A 22,739-nucleotide genomic window follows, 5' to 3' on the forward strand; every position below is an offset into this window, starting at 1 on the left:
TGCTTTATGGGGGATTTCTTGTTTTAATTGTCGTTTTTGATATTATTCAACAGTCTCAATAGAATCCACAATGCTCATTCTTGCAATAGAACGCAGAGGAATTGCCGTTGCAAGCAGGCAGGCCACAATAGAAATAATCGCAGCTTCCACAATCGCCATAACCGGAACAGCGACAAGCTGTAAAGCATCGGTCTGTGCTGCTCCGACAAAGATACAGCAGACATAGCCAAACACTGCTCCAATCACTGACGCAATGATACCGTAATAAGCGCCCTCCCACAGAAATGTTTTATAAAGGCTTGCGGCACTCATTCCAATAGCCCGCTGCATCCCGATTTCACCGACACGAGTATGAATATTGCTGTAAACGGTATTGATGATGTTCAGGATGCCAATGATACCGATAAAGATGATAAGCACCCAGCACAGCATTTTGATCTGTTCAAAGCTTTCTATCATCTCATTGCTGCTTTGGAGATAGGAAAGCCAATGTGTTCCTGGATAATTGCTGCACCAGCTATCCAACCAGCTTTCAAAGGTATCTGTATCGGCGTTATCCTGTAATGTAGGATAGACTTCTGAATAACTGTCGTTTCCGAGCAGTGAACAGTATATTTCGTCATTCACGATGAGTTGAACACCATTCGTAAAGCCATCATTATTGATTGTGATTGCTGTATCGGTCAATCCTAATACAGGAAGTGTTCTGTCTCCCAGTTGAATGGTATCACCTACGGTAAGATCAGTCTGCTGAACAGTTGTATCTCCATAAGAAAAGGCAATGGGATTTTTTACAAGGCAGCCTGTTCCATCTTTCAAAGCCTGTTTATCCTGAGCAGACAAGTTAGGAGCATAGATTTGTAATTGTGCTTCATCCACATTTACAAGCTGCAAGGTTTCATGGCTCTGTACGGAAAGATCAGTTTCAAAGGGCAGTATATCACCGGCACCTGGCATAAATACAGAAAGCCGTGTAGTGGAAACACTTTCTACTGCGTCATTTTCCGCTAATGTTTTTACGGCTTCTGATGGGATGCCAACGGTTTCATTTGTAACTGCATAGTCGCTGAAATACATGTCCTGAACGGAACTGCTGGCATCAAGCAGCCCTGTAAAGCTCTGCAAGGCAACAAATACGGTAATACTCATAACCAAAGACAGAATGGTAACTGCTGTTCTTCCACGCCCTCGTTTTAGGTTGAGCCTTGCATAATAGGCTTCAAAATTACGGATGTTGCGGTTCCTTTTTATCCTGCGTTTGATTTTCACAGTCTGCCCCGACATAGCAACAGTAGGAGATACATGGGATGCGTACCGGGCAGCAGGAAAGGCAGCCAGCAGAGCAAACAGAAGTATGACTGCGATACTGGCAAAGAGCATCGGTAGTTTTACCGTACTGGCGGTGTTGATTGCAGAGTTCAATTCGGAAGTGCTGTTTGCCATGAACAGATCGGGATTGAGAAGCCCCGTAGCCGCAATCAATACACCTTTTGCCGACAATATACCGAGCAGCAATCCGATAGGAATACCGGCTCCACAGAGAATCAAAAGCTGCAAAGAAACCAAACGATAGATTTGCCCTCGTTCTCCACCAATCGCACGAAGTGTTCCGTATTCTTTGATGCGTTTTGTGATAGAGATTTTCAGAATGTTGTAGATTACCAGCCCAGCCGCCAGCAAGACCAGAACACCCACCAAAATACACGCCGCAGTCATAAATGAAAATCCCGTACCGGTATCGCTGTCTGCCGCTTCATCATAGGAAATACCAATAGCGTCAAGCAAAACCCAGTTATATTGGATATACCGTTCATCCACGTTCAAATCTTCTGCGAGAGCATAAATGATGCTTTGAAAATTCTGCTTGTCATAAGTCTTAAAATCTGTGGAATAAAGCAGATACTCTTCTGGCAACAGTTCTTCTGCGGTTCCCTCACCGACAATCCCCTCAACCGTACCAGATGCGTAGCCGATATAGCTGCTTTCCAGAATGCCCGTCAATACAAAATCAGCAGAATATTCTAACTCTGACAGCGATCCATCCATAACGGAAACACTCAAATCCAGAGAAACGGTATCGCCAATTACAGCGTCCAATCCAAGATATTGAAGCGCATCCTCCGACAGGGCAATCTCAATCGCTTCCTCTGGTAATCGTCCCTCTTTTACGTTTCCGATTGCCGGGTACATAGATAATGCGTTATCGTGATATTCCCGAAGATATAAAGATAAACTACTGTTGCCTAATGGTGTGCTGCCGATAAAGATCGTATCGCCTACATCATATAGGCGATCATCTTCATGCAGCTTTTGCGCTTGTTCCTTGCCAAGCTGATGAAAGGTTGCATAACGGTTTCCGTTCAGACCCGCCGCCTGCTGAATACGCATGGATTGCAATATACCAATAGACTGACCGATCACTGTCGTCATAATCGTGGACATGATAACTGCAACCAAGATCAGGATTGCCGTGATTTTCTGTGCTTTCAGTTCTTTCCATGCAAGAGCTAAATAAGATTTCATCTTGCTGTCACCTCCGAAAGAACACCGTCCACAATTACAAATTGCCGGTCTGCCATTCTTGCAATGCGGCTGTCGTGAGTGATGATAACAAGCGTTTTCCCCATCTTTTTCCATATGCTTTGCAGCATTTCCATAACCTCGCCGCCGCTCTTGCTGTCCAGATTTCCAGTCGGTTCGTCAGCAAAAATAATATCCGGCTTTGCGATCAGGGCGCGGGCAATCGCTACACGCTGTTGCTGACCGCCGGAAAGTTCATGGGGCAAATGGGTCAGCCGTTCACGAATACCTAACAAATCCGTAAGCTGATTTAGATATACTTCGTCCGGCTGCTTTTTGTCCAGAAGCAGGGGCATGATGATGTTTTCTTTTGCGGTCAGCACAGGGAGAAGATTGAATTGCTGAAAGATAAATCCGATGCGCCGACGGCGAAATGAGGACAGTTCTTTGTCATTAAAACGATAAATGTCTTTTCCATCGTATGTCAGACTGCCGGAAGTCGGCTTGTCCAGTCCAGACAGCAGGTGGAGCAAGGTACTTTTGCCGCTGCCAGATGGTCCCATAATAGAAATAAAATCGCTGGATGCAATTTCAAGGTTGACTTTATCCAACGCAACGACACGGCTCTCGCCGCTGCCGTAGATTTTCGATAGTTCCTTTGCTTCAATGTTCATAAAAAACACTCTCCTTGTTTATAATATAAGGAGAGTGTAAAACAGAAATCTCAAAAAACGCTCAAGGTTTCTGATTTATTTGGAAAGAAGCAGTAGCCGTTGCACCATAACTTTTGCTGTTTTCCAGTGTAAGTGTTCCTCCATGCTTCAGACATAGTATCTGGCTGCTGTATAGCCCCATACCAAAGTGTGCGGAGTCTTCTTTCATTTTTCCAAACGGTTTCGGGCCGCTTTGTATTAACTCCACAGGATAGCCTGGCCCATCGTCTGTAACTGATAGATGCAAGAAGTTTCCTTTCCGTTCCAAATGAATTTCAATTTTACTCTTTGCAAACCGAGCCGCATTTCCAATTAGATTTTCAGCAACGGTTAAAACCAATCCATGATCTAATTGTATTGTCCCCTTATCAGGTGCGGAAACAGACGGTTCTAATGCTCCTGCAAGAATTTTTGCTGTTTCCTCTAATTCAGAATGTAGCAGTGAATAGGAATACTCGTTTATCCGCACCGGCATTTGTTCTAATCGTTGGATGCTACTCATAGCTTCTGCATACTGTTCAATCCGTAATGTATAGCTTTCCAATCTGTCAATGGCTTGTTCATCTGCTGTTCCCTGCCGCAGTAATTTTATAGTTCCCTTTAAGACCGTGATCGGATTGCGCAAGTCATGGGAAAAGGCGGCATTTAGCCTTTTCCGTTCTTCTGCCTGCCACCACAGTTCCTGATTTGATTTCAGAAGTTCTTCACGCATAGTATCAAAGGCGGTGCAGAGCTGCCCCAATTCATCATCAGAATGGACAGGCATAGAAAAGTCAAGGTCATGGTTCCGAATCCGTGAAATCCCATTCCGTAGCGTGGAGATCGGCTGTTTCAATTTGATATGATAATATAATATGCCGGATAGAGCCAGCCCGCCCATAGGGAGAACAATGCAGGACACAATTTGAATGATTCCAAGCATGGACAATATATTTTGCTGGGTCTCTGTGGGGGTTTCCATTTTAACGATTGAACCGTCTGCTAAAATTTCTATTCCACCGGAGGGAAAGTTGCTGCTGATTGAATTGCATATCATAAAGACTAAGCCTAACATCAGGAGAGCCACCAAAACACAGGAAGCAGATAGGACGAGAAAAGTTTTCTTTAATTCCATATTTTTCAGACGTTCCACCGATAACCACACCCCCAAACTGTATCAATATAACTGTGAAGCGTACAAGCAGCCAGCTTCGCCCGGATTTTCCTGATATGTTCCATGACAGTATCACTGTTACCCTCGCCGTCAAGTCCCCACACTGTTTCATAAATACGCTCCCGGTCAAATACCTGTCCGGCATTCAGCGAAAGCAGCTCCACAATATCAAATTCCCTTTTTGATAAAGCAACAGGTTCACCCGCCACTGTGACGGTTCGGGCTGAATAATCAATCGTCAGTTCACCAAAGAAGCGAATTGTCGCTTTATTCCTGTGTCGCTGCTCCCTCCTCAGATGTGCGGCAACTCTCGCCCCTAATTCGTCCAAATCAAAAGGCTTAATGATATAATCGTCGGCACCTGCCTGAAAGCCGATGATTTTATCGGCAGATTCGACCCTTGCCGTCAAAAAAAGAATGGGGCAAGTAATAAGCTCCCGAATTTTCTGACAAAGGGTCAATCCGTCTATGTCCGGCATATTGATGTCGAGCAGGATTAAATCGGGCTGTCTTGCTAATTTTTGAAGTGCTTCATTTCCGCAATAAGCGGTCAACACCTCATATTGAGAAGAAAAATAACTCGCCATCATATCTACAATTCCCGGTTCATCATCAACAATAAGAAGCCTTTGTTTCATGCTATCATCTCCATTTGCAATTCATAATATTTATCGTAACAGCCAAATCTCAAAAAACGCTCAAACTTTTGCCGTCAGGAAAGTATAAAATCAATAGACTGATAAATTTATTATAATATTACTCTGCTGATACAGCCAGTCCGTAAATTCTTTCGGGCTGGCTGTCTTTTCTTTTACAGCCTTTTTTCTCTTCAATGCTTCTTTCTTGAACGCTTCAAAAGCAGTCAGCATTTCTTCCAGCTGGTCAGCCGGGAATCCCGCTGTCCTCTTCGCTTTGTTGATCTTATTGCGCCAGTTCTGGCATTCATTTTTATAAAGCAGGTCATAGTTATTTTCTCTTGCCCTCTCGTCAAATTCCCGCTTGTTTTGAAGCGCCTGTGCTTTTCGGCAATTGTCGCTGCACAGCTCATACCGCTGGCTCTTTGCCAGAAAATATTTTCCACAAACCTTGCACCGCCGGAAGCAAAGCCCCCAGTCATTCAGCCTGTTCAGATAATAGGTAATCAACGGGTAGAGGGACGCATAGGCAGACACACATTCTTCTGTGCGCCGGTTGTCCGGGAACCAGAGGTCAAGCCGGGTATCTTCTGACGGTGCGCCTTTGAAATAAAGGCTGCCAGCTTGAAAATGTTTCGGTTTTCCTGTCTCCCTGTCAAAGCTCATGGTTTCGTTATGGAATACCCCGGTCAGGCTGCTCATTTTATCCATGAAGCGGTCACAGGCAGCGTTACGGTCACGGGGTTCTCTGGCAAGCAGATAGCTGTTCCAGATACGGAACGCCACATACATTTTCAGAGGGTCGTTGCTAAGATATTTCTCCCAAAGAAATTCGCTTGCCGCCTGCTCCAGCTCCGGCTGTTCCCATCGGTTGGAGTGGAGGGCTTGCCGCAGCGGAGAAAGCCCGTATAAGTTCCAGTCTCTGTCCGTGTCACGCTCAAAGTTTATCAAAAAAGTTCCCAGTGGGCGTGTCATATCACAAAGCACCTCTGCGTTTTGGCTCCCGTTCAAACGGAAGCGGATCTGCTGTTCTTCCCCAATCAAAATCCGTTCTTTCATTTTCTTCCTGTCCAGCGTCAGGACAAACAAAATCCTTTCAAAACATGGCTCATGCCGTATAAATTGATTCTCCATCCCTATCCCCTGCCTTTGTTTATGGTAATTATATAATTTAGTTATATCCATTACACTCATGGTATCGCAGAAGCATTGTTTTGTCAAGGATAGTCCGCTATGATGATTGCAGTTGGTAATTTCGTACCAAACAGTACTTTGACAAGTGAATGACCGTCCAAAAAGGATATGACCGGCAGGAGAAGTGACGCATCCGGCGCACCAATGCAGGGAAACACCGCAGGAATGGGGCAGGAAAACGGCTTTTGGGGAGAACGGCAACAGGAAGCATTTTAACCTATTTGATTTATGGGAGGAACAGAATGAACGATAAAAAGAGATTGAACAGCTACGAGGATTTACCGCTGGTTCTGGATGTGGCGGACATTCAGTGGATTATGGGAATTTCAAGAGCGAGCGCCTATGAGCTGGTACACACACCCGGCTTTCCAGCGTTCCGCAGGGGCAGACTTATCAAGGTCAGCAAAATTGCTTTCTTTGAATGGATGGCAAAAGGCTCCGAAACCGTACCGGGAAGCGACAAATAAGCGTGAGGTATCATTCCCTGACTTGCAATACTGCCGCACTTTCCAAAGGGGCATACAGAGGGAAAAAAACTTAAAAATGATACCGAGACGCTACATCAAAACAGCCTATCTGCGTACATCAGATAGAAACGGAGAAAGGAGCCGGTTATGGCAAGAATGAGTAACAAGCGGCGGTTGGAATGGTCTTTCTTCTTAAATGACCGCAGCCGTATCACTTACAACGAACTGTGCCGGAAATGCCAGCACGAATGTAAACAGAGCTTCCGGGCGGTTGTGGTTGACTGCCCGAAGTATCTTTCCAAGCGTTCCAAGAAAAAGGACAAGACTGCCGGAAACGGCAAAATCCCTTAGGAACTAAGGGCGCACTTCTATACATAGTCTAAAGACCATGTATCGTGCGTCCTGCGGAGCTTACCTCTGCCGCTGATAAAATCAGCAATCCGAGGTCTGCGTTCGCTTCGCTCCGACAAGGTGGCTACACCCCCTTGCGCCGCTAAAGCGGCTATCCCCTGTGTACTCGCCGCAAAGAGAAATCCGCTCTGCGGTTTTCCCTTTTCATCGGGTTTTATAGAAGCACTGACACACGGACTGTCTGCGGATGGTCTTTCTTTATCTTATCAGCAAAGGATGTGAGAACATGGAAAAATCTTTGGAACAGTTGAAGCAGGAATATGAAAAAACCACTGTCCTGCTGGAACAGGAAAAACGGAAAATGCAGCGTTTGAAAAACCGGCAGGCGTATCTGGAAAGCGGTTCCCGGAAACAGAGGACGCACCGGCTGATTACCCGTGGGGCAGCTATTGAGAGCATTGCACCACAGACAAAGGAGCTATCCGAAGCGGAATTTTATTCCCTCATGGAAAGCATTTTGAATCTGCCGCAGGCGGAGCCTTTCATCCGGTCTGCCGCAGAAAACCACGCCCGTATTTCCGGGCAGGAGAAAGGCGGTGACTAAGGATAGCACTTTATCATTTTTCAATCGCACAGATAAAGCGCAGCGCCGGTCAGAGCGCCATTGCCAGCGCAGCCTACCGAGCCGGGGAGCGTCTTTACAGCAGCTACTATGGAGAAGTCAGCGACTACACCAAAAAGGGCGGCGTGATCGCTTCGGAAATCATGCTGCCGCCCCATGCGCCGGAAATATATCTTGACCGGGCGACCCTCTGGAATGCTGTGGAGAACTGCGAGAAACATCCAAAAGCACAGCTTGCCTATTCATTTGATATTGCCATGCAGAATGAATTGACGCTGGAAGAAAACATGGAGCTGGCGAGGAAGTTCGTGCAGGAGCAGTTTGTGGCAAAAGGCATGATTGCCGATCTTGCTTTTCACAGTCCGGAGAAAGAGGACGGCGGTATCCCAAACCCGCATTTCCATGTGATGACAACAATGCGCCCTTTGAACCCGGATGGCACATGGGGACAAAAACAGCGGCGGGAATATCTTCTTGATGAAGATGGAAACCGAATCCGGGATAAAAATGGCGATTATATGTTTAATGCTGTCCACACAACAGACTGGCACGAGCCGGAAACGCTGGAACACTGGCGGGAGCAGTGGGCGGTTGCCGTTAATACAAAATTTGAGGAAAAAGGGCTGGATGTACGTATCGACCACCGTTCCTATGTGCGGCAGGGGCTTGACCTGATACCTACTGTCCACGAGGGAGCTAATGTCCGGCAGATGGAAGCAAAGGGCATCCGCACCGAGAAAGGGGAACTGAACCGCTGGATTAAAGCCACCAACCGGCTCATGCAGGATGTGAGGAAGAAGATCAAAGCTCTGTTTGTCTGGATGGCAGAGGTAAAAGAAGAACTTTCCAAACCCCAGACACCGAGCCTTGCCGACCTGCTGATCGCTTATTACAACCAGCGCAACGCAGGGGCATGGAGCAATAAAGCCAGAACCGGAAACTTAAAGCAGTTTGCCGAAGTCGTCAATTATCTGACGGAAAACAAGCTGCTCACATTAGAGGATTTGCAGGAGCGTCTTTCCTCTGTCAGTGAAGAATTTGAAGCATTAAGCGGCTCCATGAAAAAGAAATCTGCCCGGATAAAGGAATTGCAGGAATTGATACGGGAGGGCGAGAATTACCAGCGGCTAAAACCTGTTTATACGGAATTGAACAATATCAAGTTTAAGAAACAGAGGGAGAAATTTGAAACATCCCACGATGCGGAGTTACGGCTGTTTTATGCCGCCCGCCGTATTTTGAAAGAAAAACTGGACGGAAAACCCATTGCCTTGAAAGCATGGAAACAGGAATACGCACAGTTAAAAACAGAGTATGCCGAACTGTCTCCGCAGCACAAGCCGCTCCGAGAGGAAGTGATACGGCTGCGGCAGGTACAGAACGCCGTAGATACCGCACTGCGCCGGAGAGAGCAGCCACAGGAAGTACAGAGAAAGAAACACGAGATGGAGCTATGACATAACCGGCAGCTTTACCGCTACCGGCATTTTTATGGAGGGAGCATTTGAATGTATTTGAAGCGGTGAAACAGTCTGTTACCACCCGGCAGGCTGCTTCATTCTATGGAATCCGGGTGGGAAGAAACGGCATGGTCTGCTGTCCATTCCACAATGACCGCACGCCCAGCATGAAAGTGGACAGCCGCTTTTACTGCTTCGGCTGCGGGGCTTCAGGGGATGTGATCGACTTTGCCGCTTTGCTGCATGGATTGGGGAAACGGGAAGCTGCGGTCAGGCTTGCGGAGGACTTCGGTGTTTCCTATGAGAAATCCGGCAATGCGCCGCCAGATAAGAAGCGTCACAACAGGTCACAGCCCCGACAAAAATCAGCGGAGCAGAGATTTCGGGAAACGGAACGGTATTGTTTCCGGGTGCTATGCGATTATCTGCGCCTGCTGGAGCATTGGAAAACAGCATACGCCCCACAGCCGCAGGATGCCATCTGGCATCCTCTTTTTGTGGAAGCGTTGCAGAGGATAAGCTACACAGAATACCTTTTGGATATTTTGTTATACGGAGAAATAGAAGAAAAAGCGGCATTGATCGCCGCACAGGGAAAGGAGGTGCTGCGGCTTGAACAGCGAATTTCAGAGCTTGCCGCCGGAAACGCAGGAAGCGGTCAAAAGGACGATGGACACAATGGAACCGGCGCAGACACCGGAAGAAATCCGGGAGACGTTAGAGGGGACGCAGAAAGGCGGCGTGAAGAACAGCATCCGAAACTGCCTGACGGTGTTCCAGCGTGACCCGCTGTTTCGTGGGGCACTGCGTCTGAACCTTTTGACGGAGCAGATTGACATTGTGAAGCCGCTGGGCTGGGAGCGCACCAGTACCACGCTGACCGACATGGACATGAACTACCTGCTTTTGTATCTGGAAGAAAATTACGGGCTTACCAGCGAGAAAAAGGTGCAGAGCGCCATCAAGATTGTTGCCAATGAAAACCGCTACCATCCGGTCAGGGATTACCTGAACAACCTGCAATGGGACGGCACAGAGCGCATCCGTTACGCCCTGCATCACTTTCTGGGAGCCGATACGGACGAATACACTTATGAAGCCTTGAAACTGTTCCTGATGGGAGCCATCCGGCGGGTATTCAGACCGGGGAGCAAGTTTGAGGTCATGCTCTGTCTGGTTGGTGGTCAGGGAGCCGGGAAATCTACCTTTTTCCGGCTGCTGGCAGGCAGGGACGAATGGTTTTCAGACGATTTGAAGAAGCTGGACGATGAAAATGTGTACCGCAAGCTGCAAGGGCATTGGATTATCGAGATGTCGGAGATGATCGCCACAGCCAACGCCAAGAGTATTGAGGAAATCAAGTCATTCTTAAGCCGCCAGAAAGAAACCTACAAAGTGCCGTATGAGACACATCCGGCAGACCGGCTGCGGCAATGTGTATTTGGAGGGACGACCAACCGGCAGGACTTTTTACCCCGTGACCGCACCGGCAACCGGCGCTTTCTCCCCGTGACGGTGTACCCGGAACGGGCGGAGGTTCACATACTGGACGATGAAGCGGCGGCGAGGGCGTATATCGAACAGATGTGGGCGGAAGCCATGACGGTTTACCGCAGTGGGAAGTATAAGCTGTCATTCAGCATGGAAATGAACCGATACCTGAACGCCCATCAGCAGGACTTCATGCAGGAGGACACACAGGCTGGCTTGATCTACGCCTATTTGGAGGACTACACCGGCGACAGGGTATGTTCCAAGCAGCTTTATGAGGAAGCGCTGGGGAACTTAAATTCCCCGGCAGACTGGGAGACACGGGCAATCTGCGAGATTATGAATACCGGCATTGCGGGCGGCATCATACAGGGCTGGGCAGCCTACAAAAGCCCGAAGCGGTATAAGAAATACGGTTCTCAAAAAGGCTGGGAGCGTGTCAACCAAGACCCGCCGGAGGGGGACGGTTTTCAGGAAATCACGGAAGAAGAAGCCCGGCAAATGGAACTGCCATTCTGAAAAGCCACCGGTTGACAGTTTGGTTAACGCTTCGGTTGACAGCCGGTTGACGGGGAAAAGCCTGATATTTGGGGCATTTCTCTCCTTTGTCAACCATGTCAACCAAGAAATCAAAGAAAAAGTAAAAAGTAATCATAGAGCGCCTATGGATTGTTTTCAAAGTCTTTTCTGCCGGTTGACACAGTTTGGTTGACATGGAGACAGTCTGCGGCTGTACACCTGCCTGACATTCCCTTGTCGGGCATATTTCATTTATGGAGCATTCCTGTTAAGTAACAAATAACCGGTTTGCAAAAAATGAGTGCCACCCATAGAATAATGATTGTTAACTTGGCGGTTAATAAGAATCATTGTTCAAAGGAGACACCCACAAATGAATTATAAGCAGAATGAAAAAATCAATCAAGTAAAAGAATCAACTTTGGTAGTTGGAATCGATATCGGAAGCACGACACAGTATGCCAGGGCATTTGACTGGAGAGGCATTGAGCTTGGGAAAGTCTTTCCGTTCAGCAACAGCAGAGAAGGATTTGAATCTTTCAAAGCATGGATGCAGCATTTACAGGACAAGTATAAGAAGCTGGATGCAATCGTAGGTATCGAGCCGACAGGTCATTACTGGTTTGACCTCGGCGCTTATCTTGAGGATGAGGGCATCCTCCTGGTTATGGTTAATCCTTATGCGGTAAAGCAGACCAAGGAACTGGATGACAACAGCCAAAGCAAGAATGACAGGAAGGATCCGAAGGTAATTGCAAAGCTGGTTACCGAGGGCCGGTATTCTGCACCGTATACACCGGATGGTGTGTATGCTGATTTAAGAATTATGGTGGCCAATCGTAAGAGACTCATCAGGGAGATGACCCAGATCAAAAACAGGTTTGCCAGATGGTTCGCCATATATTTCCCCGAGTACACAGATGTGTTTGGGGACTATGAAGCACAGAGCAGTATGCTGCTTCTAAAGAAAGTTTGTACTCCGGAAGCAATCGTGGAACTGGGAGCCGAGAAAATCAATCAAATCTGGCGTGATGCAAAGCTTAGGGCTGTAGGAATGAAAAGGGCAACGACCCTGTGTGAGACAGCAAAACGCAGCATCGGCTTAAAGAAAGGCTCTTCGGCTGCCCGGTATGAAATGAAACTGTTGCTCGAGGATTACGAATACAAAAAGGCACAGCTTGACGCCGTTATGGAGGAGATAGAAAAGCTGTGCAGGAAGATACCCGAAAGCGAGCAGATGCTTGCCATCAAAGGTATAGGAGTGATCACGGTAGCCGGATTTCTGGCAGAAGTGGGTGATGTGAGGCGTTTCGAATCACCCAGACAGATACAAAAGCTGGCAGGACTCTCATTACGGGAGAACAGCTCAGGAAAGCACAAAGGACAGACGTCCATAAGTAAAAGAGGTCGGAGTAAGCTGCGGGCAGTACTGTTCAATGCAGCGATTCCGTTGATAGCGAAGAATCCGGAGTTTAAGTCATTGCATGAGTATTACACGACAAGAGCGAACAATCCGCTCAAGAAGAAACAATCCGTGATTGCGATCAGCTGTAAGCTGATAAGAGTCTTTTATGCCATCCTGGCAAATGGAGTGACCTATGATGCGCAGAAGATGCTTTCTGACATTCACAGGCAGCCGCAGGCAGCATAAGAAGATCGACTGTGAGATTCAGGAGACGTCCGCCGCAAGGTGCTGAAAGGAACAGAAGAAATTCATAAACATAGAGAGCCAAGTCAGATTTCTTACCATCAGAGCAGAGACTCAGCAATGGAGCATCATGACGCCCCTTTATGGATAAGCAGAACGAAGGAATTAAGGACCCTGAAGTAAAGGAGATCCTGTATGACATGGGAGGTTAGGCTGCCGTAAGGAGTTGGGGGAAGAAAGGCCGATCATAACAGAATAAGACGACGTCTTGTTTTGTGTACCCTAAACATCCGAATATCCATGATTCATGGCCAAGGGGAATGACATAGACTTAGAAAAAATCTCTATGAAGAAATGAAAATGTGAGAAAAAGCGAGTTAACAAGAGAAAAACAAAGATTATTATGGGAGGTAACTGCCTATGGCAAAAAGCAAAAACGAGAGCAATAACAAAAACAGCGGCACCCTGCTTACCGAAAAAGACGGCACCCAGTATTTTGTCATGGGGAAAGTCCGTATCAAAGTATCGGAGCATTTCGCACAGGATGGGAAGCCGCTTGACAGTCTGCTGGAAGATGTGATCCAGCACGCTGCCGCCGCTTCCTGAAAAAATACGGAATAACGACTGTCAATCAGCCCACGCTTATGATATACTTGTACCAGCGAGTATTGTATAAGCGTGGGTTGTTTCTTTTAGAAGGAGGATTTTTAACCGTGAAACAACCATACAATACAACGATTTATAACACTGCACTATATTTGAGATTGAGCCGTGACGATGAATTACAGGGGGAAAGCGGCAGTATCCAGACCCAGCGCATGATGCTTAGGCAGTATGCCGCAGAGCATGGGCTGACCGTTGTAGACGAGTACATTGACGATGGATGGAGCGGGACAAATTTCGAGCGTCCAAGTTTCCAAAGGATGATTGATGACATCGAGGACGGGAAAATCAACTGCGTTGTCACAAAGGATTTATCCCGTCTGGGAAGAAACTATATCCTGACCGGTCAGTACACGGAAATCTATTTCCCCAGCAAGGGAGTACGCTACATTGCCATCAATGACAATGTGGACACCATCAACGGAGAAAGCGAGCTTGCCCCGTTCTTAAACATCCTGAATGAAATGCACGCCCGACAGACCAGCAAAAAGGTCAAGGCTGCCATGCACACAAGATTTGCCAATGGCGCACACTATGGAGCCTATGCACCGCTGGGCTATGTAAAAGACCCGGACAAAAAAGGTCATCTTCTGATCGACCCGGAAACACGCTGGATTGTAGAGAAGATTTTTGACCTTGCCGTACACGGGAGGGGTGCCGCCAGCATTACACGGATTCTGGTGGAAGAAAAAGTACCTACCCCCGGCTGGCTGAACTATGAAAGATATGGGACTTTCGCCAATATCTACGCCGGTGCGCCCGCAGAAAAAGCCTATGCGTGGACGATAGCACAGGTCAAGAGCATTTTGAAAGAGGAAACCTACATCGGTCACAGCGTTCACAACAAGCAGAGCAACATTTCATTCAAGAACAAGAAAAAGGTGCGGAAGCCGCAGGAAGAATGGTATCGTGTGGAAAATACCCACGAAGCCATCATTTCCGAAGAAGTGTTCCAAAAAGTTCAGGAGCTGATTGCAAGCAGACGCAGACGACAGAAGAATGGCACAACGCAGATATTTTCCGGGCTGGTAAAATGTGCGGACTGCGGATGGTCATTGGCTTATGGTGTAAACAGCCAGAACAAAAATCCCTATGCACACTACCATTGCAGTAAGTACGGACAGGGATTACGCCAGTGTTCCATGCACTATATCCGCTATGATGTACTGTATGCCTATGTGCTTGCAAGACTGCAATACTGGTCTATGATGGTACAGAAAGACGAGGACAAGCTGCTGAAACGGCTGCTCAATGCCAGCGACAGGGAAAGAAACTCTGCGAAGAAAAAGCAGGCTGCGGAGCTGAAAAAGGCAGAGAAGCGTAAAGCCGAGGTTGACGGGCTGTTTGCTAAAATGTATGAGGACTGGTCTGCCGGACGCATAACCGAGTATAACTTCAATATGCTGTCCGAGAAGTACCAGAACGAGCAAAAGGAACTTGAAACAAAAATAAGACAGCTTCACGAAACGATGGAAGCCGCCGTACAGACCGCAGCGGATGCTGAAAAGTGGATTGCCCTAATGAAACAGTATGTCAACCCTGTGGAGCTGACCGCCGAACTTCTGAACACTCTAATTGAAAAAATAACCGTCCACGAAGCTGTCAAGGGCGAGGACGGAAGTCGTGAGCAGGAAGTAGAAATCTACTACCGCTTCATCGGCAAAATCGACTGACCTTTCTTTTTTACCCAACAATATCTTTAATTAAGGGAAACGGGCGGCGGTGCTCCCGATATCTCGCTCCTCCCGTTGTTATCACAGGCCCTCGGCGTGGACACCGAAGCCCTGCTGAGAGGCGATCTGGAGGAAAACGATATGACTAACGGCAATATGAAGAAAATGCGGTTTTACCGCTGTCCTGCCTGCGGCAATCTGCTGTTCTCGACCGATGACGCAGATGTGACCTGCTGCGGTGCAAAATTGACCAACCTCGTTATGCACAAACCGGACGAGGAAAATGCACTGCAAATTGAGCACAGCGACGGCGAATGGTATATCACCGCACCGCATGAAATGCACCGCGAGCACTATATCTCGTTCGTTGCATTTCTCACCGGAGACACGATGATCGTCAAAAAGCAGTACCCGGAATGGGGATTAGACGTGCGTCTGCCCTATATTCGGCACGGCATGCTGCTGTGGTACTGCACGAGGGACGGACTGTTCTATCAGAACATCTAAGCAAAGGCAGGGCAACCTGCCTTTTTTTATTTTTGCAGGAGGCTTTTTGCAATCCTTCATCTTTGGTTATATTTTTCGTAAAATCGACTTGCTTTTTTAGGAGGGCAATGGTATAGTCAAAGAGAACTTTATACTACTAAAGCTTGGAGGTAGTTCAAATGTACAAAGAAATGATGGATTCCATCGGTATGATCCAGTCGATCGACCCCGAGCTGGGCAGTGCGATGAACGAGGAGCTGCACCGTCAGCGCCAGAATATCGAGCTGATCGCCAGCGAAAATATCGTTTCTCCCGGCGTTATGGCTGCTATGGGCAGCGTGCTGACCAATAAGTACGCAGAGGGTCTTCCCGGCAAGCGCTACTACGGCGGCTGTGAATTTGTTGATAAGGTAGAGCGTATCGCAATCGAGCGCGCATGTGAGCTGTTCGGCGCAAAATATGCGAATGTTCAGCCGCACTCCGGTGCACAGGCCAACCTTGCGGTTTACTTCGCTCTGCTCGATCTGGGCGACACCGTTATGGGCATGGATCTGTCTCAGGGCGGTCACCTGAGCCATGGCTCTCCGGTCAACCAGTCCGGCAAGAACTACCACTTTGTTTCCTACGGCGTAAACGAGGACGGCTTCATCGACTACGCTGAGCTTGAGAAGGCTGTCAAGAAGCATCGCCCGAAGCTGATCGTTGCAGGTGCATCCGCGTATCCGCGCGCCATCGACTTCGAGAAAATGGCCGAGATCGCACATGGTTACGGCGCTTACCTGATGGTCGATATGGCGCACATTGCCGGTCTGGTTGCCGGCGGCCAGCACCAGAACCCGATGCCGTATGCTGACGTTGTTACCACCACCACCCACAAGACGCTTCGCGGTCCGCGCGGCGGCCTGATCCTGACCAACAACGCGGTTCTGGCAAAGCGTATTAACTCCGCTGTATTCCCGGGCACCCAGGGCGGCCCGCTCGAGCATGTTATCGCGTCCAAGGCGGTTTGCTTCGGCGAGGCACTGCAGCCGGAGTTCAAGGAGTACGCACGCAAGATCGTCGAGAATGCCAAGGCTATGGCTGCACAGCTGCAGGCACGCGGTGTCAAGCTGGTTTCCGGCGGTACCGACAATCACCTGCTGCTCGTTGATCTGACCGACGAGGAGTGCACCGGCAAGGATCTGGAGGCGCGTCTGGATTCGGTTCACATCACCGCCAACAAGAACACCGTTCCGGGCGAGAAGCGTAGCCCGTTCATCACCTCCGGCGTTCGTCTGGGCACTCCGGCCGCTACGACCCGCGGCATGGGCGTGAAAGAGATGAAGGTCATCGCGGACTGCATCGCAGACTGCATCTACCACTACGATGAGAAGAAGGACGAGATTTCCGCACGCGTTCTGGCACTCACCGAGAAGTTCCCGCTGTACGAATAATCTCTGGCTGCCGCGGAACTGCTCATCCGGATTTCCGAACAATGCCGCATGAAGCTCCGGAGCACGCAAGTCCGATGATACTCATACAAAGAAACAGAGCGTTTCATTGCTGTGAAGCGCTCTATTTTCATTTTCGGGATAGTCTCAAGCCTCTTGAAGTAATCCATTAAGCACATTTGCATCTGTAATTTTTCGACAACAGAAAAAGGCCGACGCCTGCAAAATGCAGGCGTCGGCCTTGTACATATCTGATGCTTTTCCACTGACGATTGTCACAAGTTTGCCTTTTAACCCTCGAAATCCCCAGTGTTTTCAGCGTTTTTCGGTACTGCTTAGTACATGCCGCCCATATCCGGTGCAGCCGGAGCAGCCGGAACCGGCTCCTTCTTATCAGCAACCAGGCTCTCGGTGGTCAGAACCATCGAAGCAACAGATGCTGCATTCTGCAGTGCGGAACGGTTTACCTTGGTCGGGTCAACGATGCCGTTTGCAATCATGTCGCCGTAGGTCTCGGTTGCAGCGTCAAAGCCGTAGCCAACCTTGTCAGCGTGCTTTACCTTATCAACAACGATTGCGCCCTCGATGCCTGCGTTGGCAGCGATCTGCTTCATCGGTGCTTCCAGACCGCGTGCAACGATCTGCATACCGGTCTTCTCATCGCCGGTTGCCTCTGCAGCCAGAGCCTCAACCGCTGCGATAGCGTTTACATAAGCTACACCGCCGCCTGCTACGATGCCTTCCTCAACAGCTGCGCGGGTTGCGTTCAGTGCATCCTCGATGCGGAGCTTCTGCTCCTTCATCTCGGTCTCGGTTGCAGCGCCAACCTTGATAACTGCTACGCCGCCGGCCAGCTTAGCCAGACGCTCCTGCAGCTTCTCACGGTCGAAGTCAGAGGTGGTGCGCTCGATTGCGCCGCGGATCTCAGCAACGCGGTTTGCGATAGCCTGCTTGTCGCCTGCACCGTCAACGATGGTGGTATTCTCCTTGGTTACCTTAATCTGACGGGCAGAACCCAGCATATCCATGGTAGCGTCCTTCAGCTCGATACCAACCTCCTCGGAGATTACGGTACCGCCGGTCAGGATTGCGATATCGCGCAGCATATCCTTGCGGCGATCGCCAAAGCCCGGAGCCTTAACAGCTACGCAGGTGAAGGTACCGCGCAGACGGTTTACGATCAGGGTGGACAGAGCCTCGCCCTCAACGTCCTCAGCGATGAGCAGCAGTTTCTTGCCGGCCTTAACAACCTGCTCGAGGATCGGCAGCAACTCCTGAATGTTGGACAGCTTCTTATCGGTGATCAGCACCAGAGCATCATCCAGGTTTGCTTCCATCTTCTCGGTGTCGGTGCACATATACGGGGTGATATAGCCGCGGTCGAACTGCATGCCCTCAACAACCTCGGAGTAGGTCTCAGCGGTCTTGGACTCCTCAACGGTGATAACGCCGTCGGTGGAAACCTTCTCCATAGCCTCTGCGATCAGGGTGCCGATCTCGTCGGAGCTGGAGGAGATAGCGCCTACACGAGCGATGTCGCCCGTGCCGTCAACCTTCTTGGAGTTCTCAGCGATTGCTGCAACAGCAGCCTTGACTGCCTTGGAGATACCGCGGCGCATTACCATCGGGTTTGCACCTGCAGCTACGTTCTTCAGACCCTCGCGAACGAAAGCCTGTGCCAGAACGGTAGCGGTGGTGGTACCGTCGCCTGCGATGTCGTTGGTCTTGGTGGCAACTTCCTTAACGAGCTGTGCGCCCATGTTCTCGAAAGCGTCGTCCAGCTCGATCTCCTTGGCGATAGTAACACCGTCGTTGGTGATCAGCGGACCGCCGTACTTCTTATCCAGTACAACGTTGCGGCCCTTCGGACCGATGGTTACCTTAACGGTATCAGCGAGCTGATCAATACCGCGCTGCAGAGCCTTGCGCGCGTCCTCGCCGTAAATAAGCTGCTTAGCCATGATGAATTACCTCCTGAAAATTACTCTACGATTGCCAGAATGTCGCTCTGACGAACGATGATATACTTCTCGCCGTCCAGTTTAACCTCAGTACCGGTGTACTTGCCGGTGATGACCTTCTGGCCCTTCTGAACTTCCATCTTGATTTCCTTGCCGTCAACAACGCCGCCCGGGCCTACTTCGATGATTTCAGCAACCTGGGGCTTCTCCTGTGCGGATGCGGTAAGAATAATGCCGCTTGCGGTGGTCTCCTCCGCCTCGACCATCTTGATAACTACGCGGTCGCAAAGGGGCTTGAGCTTCATAATGGATTCCTCCTATGAAAAATAAGATTTTACAATGTTGGGGGTTAGCACTCAAATTACCCGAGTGCTAACTTCGAGTATTATCTTACACCAAGGAGCCGCAATATGCAAGGGGGTAATCCGGAATTTTCACAAAAATTTTCTGAACAAATTATGAACAGTGCCCTGTACTGCTCAGTGTTTTGCCGGTCGTTTAGCAGACGGACGGTCAGAGTGCTTATTTACCGACTTATCCTGTGCAGATGGGTCTTTAAAATACATATGCAGCTCGCACTTGATCATGCCGTTATACAGCTTGCGGCGCTTATCCGCCTTGCGGCCGTAGCAACGCTCGAACAGCGGGTCCGAGCTGAGCAGATACTGCTTCATCGGGCTGTTTTTTGTCGCTCTGCCGAGGTCGGCGTACAGCTTTTCCGCCTGCTGCAGGTCCAGCAGACGCTCACCGTACGGCGGATTGGCAAACAGTACGCCTGCACCGCTGTAATCGCGCTTTACTGCGTCCGCGCGCTCGAAGAACACCGTGTTCGCTACACCGGCCTTGCGCGCGTTCTCGATGGACAGCTGCACGCAGTCCGGGTCGATGTCGCTGCCGACGATATCGAATTTTGCATCCGGCTGGGCAAGGTCGAGCGCACTCTCGCGCGCCTGCTGCCAGACCGACTTGTCAAAGCAGCTCCACTTTTCCGCGTCAAAGCGGCGCAGCAGACCGGGGGCACGGCGCTGCGCGATCATGGCCGCCTCAATCGCGATCGTGCCCGAGCCGCAGAACGGGTCGAGGAACGGATCGCGCCCGCGCCAGCGCGCCAGCTTGACCATAGCCGCCGCCAGCGTCTCACGAAGCGGCGCCGCATTGCTGTTGGCGCGGTAGCCGCGCTTGTGCAGACCGGCACCCGAGGTATCGAGGTACAGCTCAGCCACATCGTGCATGATGGCGAACTGAATCTGATACTTTTCGCCGATCTCGTCAAACCAGGTTTGACCGTACTTCGCGCCCAGACGCGATACGACTGCCTTTTTGATGATCTTCTGGCAGTCCGGAATCGAGTGCAGCGCGGAGTCCAGACTGTGACCCTTGACCGGAAATGCGCCGTCCGCCGGAATGAACTGCTCCCACTGGAGTGCTTTTACGCCCTCGAACAGCTGATCGAACGTTTTGGCTTTGAATGTGCCGATACGGATGAGCACGCGCTCGGCGCACCGCAGGTTCAGGTTCGCCCATGCGAGCGTGTTCTCGTCACCGGTGAACAGCACGCGACCGTTTTCCGCGTGTACGTCGGTCAGCCTGCCGCCAAAGCGCAGCTCGTCCGCGACGATGCCCTCCAGCCCGAACAGGGTCGGGCAGCATAATGTGAGTTTCATATGGTTTTCCTCCAAAAAGGCTCCCGCCGTCAGAGCAGGAGCCGAAAGTCCTTTTTAACCTTTATATTGTATCGGTTTTTAAGTATTTTGTCAAGATTTGCGACGAGATAACGCGGTTTGCTGAATGCCGCTATCCGGAGCGTTATCGCTTGAGAAGCGAACAGGCTCTTGCCTGCTCTGCACGGGCACAAGAGGGAGACACCAAGGTTTGCCCGTAGGCCACTAAACCTTTTTCCCGCGCCGTGTGCGGATTAAAGCAGTGTTCGATTTGTGCAGGTAGAGCCAGCGCATTCATGTAAGCAAACAGATAGAATCGGCAATGGGTAAAGAGGGCGTTGTCCATTGCAAATTCCAAACAGGAGTGTTTCTATGAACACAGTGGGTATTGATGTTCCAAGCAGAAAGAGCACGGCTGCAGCGCTTCGTTCTTTGGGCGAGGTTGTTCAGCTGCCGTTGGATGTTGTCCGCAACGCGGGAGGATTGGCTTCTCTCGTCGAGCACTTGAAGGCACTTGACAGCGAAACCCGCGTTGTGTTGGAACACGCATCGTAGTTCGTGAACGCATCGTCATCCGGCGGTTCCGGCCAACTCCACTGCTCGATCGGCTCATTGATATGCACATCAAAGAACTTTGTTTCCGGTTCGCCGCACTCGCAGTTCGTTTCAAAGAAGCAATCCGGCATGAACTCTGTTTCGTGCCAGCCTTTACCTTCTCCAGTTTCGGCATTATACTGCGTAAAGTACCAGCCGCTGCCCTCTGCTTCTCCCTCTTCCTGCTCAAAACGAACATATGGGAGATAGATCATTTTTTCATTTTTCACACCTTTTTCCTCCTTATTTGAGGACTATTTTTACTGCGGACAAATAAAAAAGTGCCAGTAATGAGGATTTCATTACCGACACTTTCGATAAGGAAGGCTCTTTAGGGTCTTCCTTTTCTTTTTATCAAGAACTACCCCGATTTATAGGAGTTATCGCCTATGCCCAGTAATATACCATCAAAGTCCGATAAAAACGGCGCAGCCGAATTCATCAAGCACCAGAAACTATGTGGCTTGGATTACTATTCCCGCTTTTCGCGCGAAGAATTGGAAACCAAGCACGCCGATATTCTGCATTTATACGAGGCCCTTAAGAAAGACACCCGCTTTTGGATTGTCTTATCGTTCGCCCTGATTCCGGTCAGTGCGCTTATCTTATGGGACTTTTATCTGCTGCTCACCAATCCCACCTATGCCTTTTATGCATCAAAAAATATAAACATCGCAGAGATTATAGATCTTCTCATACATATCGGAGCCCTTCTGCTGCACGCAGCATTCATCGCATTTTCCGTTTCTGACGGTTTCTATCTCGGCTTTCTTCGCCGGCAGAAAGAGACGGTCGAAGAGCTGCTTACCATCAACGAAGCCAAATAAAGGTTCTTCTCTATGCATTTATGTACAGCTTCGTGAATCTCAGCAAAGGTCATATCTGCCCTTGCTTATTTCCCAGCATTGAGGCCGCTATTGCTGACCTTGACGACCGGCAGAAACGCGGCTTAATTCTGGAATACAACGTTATTGCTTAAAATCAAAAGATCCCCCCTGCTCATTTTGAGCAGAGGTTTTCTTTTGCCGCAAGCCGCCCATCACCTGCGGATCCGATTCTTCATTTCTTTATCATTTTTCGGAACACATACATTCCCTTGCCGATTCCTTTCCTTTGGGCAAAGAAAAAAGCACCAGCAATGAGAAAAGTCATTACTGGCACTTTTAACGTGTCATTTATTGATTTTTTATCGTTACGGTATCACTGCTCACGCATCTTTGCGAAGCACTCGCTGCAATATACCGGGCGGTCAGATTTCGGCTCGAACGGAACGCGAGCCTCGCCGCCACAAGCAGCACAGGTAGCGGTGAAGAACTCACGCGGACCGCGTGCAGCGTTCTTGCGCGCGTCACGGCAGCTCTTGCAGCGCTGCGGCTCGTTCTGGAAACCGCGCTCTGCGTAAAACTCCTGCTCGCCGGCGGTGAACACGAACTCCTTACCGCATTCCTTGCATACTAAAGTCTTGTCTTCGTACATGGTTTTTACCTCTCTTTGATAC

Annotated in this window: 23 protein-coding genes; 12 read left to right on the forward strand and 11 right to left on the reverse strand. The window is 49.5% G+C overall.

What is annotated here, in order from left to right:
- Positions 1 to 42: 42 nt before the first annotated feature.
- The 5 genes from PG722_RS04100 to PG722_RS04120 form a co-directional block, all read right to left on the reverse strand.
- Positions 43 to 2,523: an ABC transporter permease gene (locus PG722_RS04100; protein WP_268805399.1), complete on the reverse strand. Its 2,481-nt coding sequence runs from the start codon at positions 2,521 to 2,523 to the stop codon at positions 43 to 45.
- Entirely contained in the window at positions 2,520 to 3,194 is a 675-nt protein-coding gene (locus tag PG722_RS04105; protein ID WP_004850548.1) for an ABC transporter ATP-binding protein, read from the reverse strand. Before PG722_RS04105 ends, PG722_RS04100 begins: the two co-directional genes overlap by 4 nt.
- A gap of 61 nt (positions 3,195 to 3,255) precedes the next feature.
- On the reverse strand, positions 3,256 to 4,365 hold the full coding sequence (locus tag PG722_RS04110) for a HAMP domain-containing sensor histidine kinase (protein WP_333490690.1): 1,110 nt from the start codon (positions 4,363 to 4,365) through the stop codon (positions 3,256 to 3,258).
- Positions 4,353 to 5,024 carry a response regulator transcription factor gene (locus PG722_RS04115; RefSeq protein ID WP_004850543.1) on the reverse strand — a complete coding sequence of 224 codons (672 nt, stop codon included), beginning with the start codon at positions 5,022 to 5,024 and terminating at the stop codon, positions 4,353 to 4,355. The genes PG722_RS04110 and PG722_RS04115 overlap by 13 nt, the downstream gene beginning before the upstream one ends.
- Before the next feature lie 90 nt (positions 5,025 to 5,114).
- Complete coding sequence (locus tag PG722_RS04120; protein WP_442867826.1) at positions 5,115 to 6,206, reverse strand: DUF6076 domain-containing protein; 1,092 nt, start codon at positions 6,204 to 6,206, stop codon at positions 5,115 to 5,117.
- Positions 6,207 to 6,457: 251 nt separating this feature from the next.
- Between PG722_RS04120 and PG722_RS04125 the strand changes: the two genes are divergently transcribed.
- From PG722_RS04125 to glyA, 11 genes are all read left to right on the forward strand, one after another.
- Positions 6,458 to 6,682 (forward strand): helix-turn-helix domain-containing protein, encoded by a 225-nt coding sequence (locus PG722_RS04125; RefSeq protein ID WP_024726897.1) that lies wholly within the window; start codon positions 6,458 to 6,460, stop codon positions 6,680 to 6,682.
- A 147-nt stretch (positions 6,683 to 6,829) separates the two neighbouring features.
- A complete protein-coding gene (locus PG722_RS04130; RefSeq protein WP_004614949.1) occupies positions 6,830 to 7,033 on the forward strand; it encodes a hypothetical protein in 204 nt (67 codons plus the stop codon).
- A gap of 286 nt (positions 7,034 to 7,319) precedes the next feature.
- Entirely contained in the window at positions 7,320 to 7,637 is a 318-nt protein-coding gene (locus PG722_RS04135; protein WP_182430358.1) for a DUF3847 domain-containing protein, read from the forward strand.
- Positions 7,638 to 7,639: 2 nt separating this feature from the next.
- Complete coding sequence (gene mobQ, locus PG722_RS04140) at positions 7,640 to 9,112, forward strand: MobQ family relaxase (RefSeq protein WP_270462355.1); 1,473 nt, start codon at positions 7,640 to 7,642, stop codon at positions 9,110 to 9,112.
- A gap of 47 nt (positions 9,113 to 9,159) precedes the next feature.
- Positions 9,160 to 9,900 carry a CHC2 zinc finger domain-containing protein gene (locus tag PG722_RS04145; RefSeq protein WP_270579744.1) on the forward strand — a complete coding sequence of 247 codons (741 nt, stop codon included), beginning with the start codon at positions 9,160 to 9,162 and terminating at the stop codon, positions 9,898 to 9,900.
- The gene (locus PG722_RS04150) at positions 9,785 to 11,125 is read left to right on the forward strand and encodes a virulence-associated E family protein (RefSeq protein WP_270579826.1); all 1,341 of its coding nucleotides are present in this window, start codon (positions 9,785 to 9,787) and stop codon (positions 11,123 to 11,125) included. Before PG722_RS04145 ends, PG722_RS04150 begins: the two co-directional genes overlap by 116 nt.
- Positions 11,126 to 11,498: 373 nt before the next feature.
- Positions 11,499 to 12,776 carry an IS110 family transposase gene (locus PG722_RS04155; protein ID WP_118497612.1) on the forward strand — a complete coding sequence of 426 codons (1,278 nt, stop codon included), beginning with the start codon at positions 11,499 to 11,501 and terminating at the stop codon, positions 12,774 to 12,776.
- Between the two features lie 417 nt (positions 12,777 to 13,193).
- Entirely contained in the window at positions 13,194 to 13,379 is a 186-nt protein-coding gene (locus PG722_RS04160) for a hypothetical protein (protein WP_004849804.1), read from the forward strand.
- Positions 13,380 to 13,417: 38 nt separating this feature from the next.
- Entirely contained in the window at positions 13,418 to 15,109 is a 1,692-nt protein-coding gene (locus PG722_RS04165) for a recombinase family protein (protein WP_004849806.1), read from the forward strand.
- Positions 15,110 to 15,184: 75 nt separating this feature from the next.
- The gene (locus tag PG722_RS04170; RefSeq protein ID WP_147357608.1) at positions 15,185 to 15,616 is read left to right on the forward strand and encodes an XRE family transcriptional regulator; all 432 of its coding nucleotides are present in this window, start codon (positions 15,185 to 15,187) and stop codon (positions 15,614 to 15,616) included.
- A 158-nt stretch (positions 15,617 to 15,774) separates the two neighbouring features.
- Positions 15,775 to 17,028, forward strand: coding sequence for a serine hydroxymethyltransferase (gene glyA / locus PG722_RS04175; protein WP_270579745.1), 1,254 nt, complete (start codon positions 15,775 to 15,777; stop codon positions 17,026 to 17,028).
- A gap of 332 nt (positions 17,029 to 17,360) precedes the next feature.
- Here glyA and groL read toward each other — a convergent pair whose 3' ends face one another.
- The 5 genes from groL to PG722_RS04200 form a co-directional block, all read right to left on the reverse strand.
- The gene (groL, locus tag PG722_RS04180) at positions 17,361 to 18,986 is read right to left on the reverse strand and encodes a chaperonin GroEL (protein WP_118358815.1); all 1,626 of its coding nucleotides are present in this window, start codon (positions 18,984 to 18,986) and stop codon (positions 17,361 to 17,363) included.
- A 20-nt stretch (positions 18,987 to 19,006) separates the two neighbouring features.
- Positions 19,007 to 19,291 carry a co-chaperone GroES gene (locus PG722_RS04185; RefSeq protein WP_110436870.1) on the reverse strand — a complete coding sequence of 95 codons (285 nt, stop codon included), beginning with the start codon at positions 19,289 to 19,291 and terminating at the stop codon, positions 19,007 to 19,009.
- Between the two features lie 174 nt (positions 19,292 to 19,465).
- Positions 19,466 to 20,650: a THUMP domain-containing class I SAM-dependent RNA methyltransferase gene (locus tag PG722_RS04190; RefSeq protein ID WP_270579746.1), complete on the reverse strand. Its 1,185-nt coding sequence runs from the start codon at positions 20,648 to 20,650 to the stop codon at positions 19,466 to 19,468.
- A gap of 142 nt (positions 20,651 to 20,792) precedes the next feature.
- The gene (locus PG722_RS04195) at positions 20,793 to 21,005 is read right to left on the reverse strand and encodes a hypothetical protein (RefSeq protein ID WP_270579747.1); all 213 of its coding nucleotides are present in this window, start codon (positions 21,003 to 21,005) and stop codon (positions 20,793 to 20,795) included.
- 88 nt (positions 21,006 to 21,093) lie between these two features.
- Entirely contained in the window at positions 21,094 to 21,471 is a 378-nt protein-coding gene (locus PG722_RS04200) for a hypothetical protein (RefSeq protein ID WP_270579748.1), read from the reverse strand.
- A 159-nt stretch (positions 21,472 to 21,630) separates the two neighbouring features.
- Between PG722_RS04200 and PG722_RS04205 the strand changes: the two genes are divergently transcribed.
- Positions 21,631 to 22,068: a hypothetical protein gene (locus PG722_RS04205; RefSeq protein WP_270579749.1), complete on the forward strand. Its 438-nt coding sequence runs from the start codon at positions 21,631 to 21,633 to the stop codon at positions 22,066 to 22,068.
- 373 nt (positions 22,069 to 22,441) lie between these two features.
- Here the strand turns inward: PG722_RS04205 and PG722_RS04210 are convergent, their stop codons facing one another.
- A complete protein-coding gene (locus PG722_RS04210; RefSeq protein ID WP_117490422.1) occupies positions 22,442 to 22,717 on the reverse strand; it encodes a zinc-ribbon domain containing protein in 276 nt (91 codons plus the stop codon).
- Positions 22,718 to 22,739 lie beyond the last annotated feature (22 nt).

The organism is Butyricicoccus sp. OF27-2pH9A (genome assembly GCF_027693185.1).
Taxonomy (GTDB): domain Bacteria; phylum Bacillota; class Clostridia; order Oscillospirales; family Butyricicoccaceae; genus Agathobaculum; species Agathobaculum butyriciproducens.